Source organism: Bacillus cereus group sp. BfR-BA-01347 (genome assembly GCF_022663835.1).
Classification (GTDB): domain Bacteria; phylum Bacillota; class Bacilli; order Bacillales; family Bacillaceae_G; genus Bacillus_A; species Bacillus_A thuringiensis_K.
The window spans coordinates 1-349 of record NZ_JAKUGG010000086.1; the positions used below are offsets into that span (position 1 = coordinate 1).

Here is a 349-nt window from a genome sequence, read left to right on the forward strand (position 1 = left end):
AAAATATCTACCAGAAGGGTTCCGTCTAACTGTAGCATTTACAATACGCCCCTCTACTTCGCGACTTTTGGCAAATCGAACAAGGCCTAGTTTCGGCAACTTTATTTTGTTGCCTACAACGGCAATATTTTCATTTGTTTGTTTTGTGGTATAAGATTGTACGTTGTTCTTCTTAGATTTAAAGCGCGGTGCGCTGTTTTGTTTTTTTAAAAAGCGTGTATACGCATCCGCAAGGTTACGAACAGACGACTGCATCGCAATACTATCCACTTCTTTTAGCCAAACAAGCTCTTTCTTCATGGCAGGTAGTTTGGCAGAGCATGTACCATAGGTCAAGCCTTTTCCTGTC

The 349-nt window shown here is 41.3% G+C and carries 1 pseudogene; it reads right to left on the reverse strand.

Annotated elements, in window-relative coordinates:
* Positions 1 to 349 (reverse strand): annotated as a pseudogene (locus MR143_RS32765) (IS200/IS605 family element RNA-guided endonuclease TnpB); the annotation flags it as partial.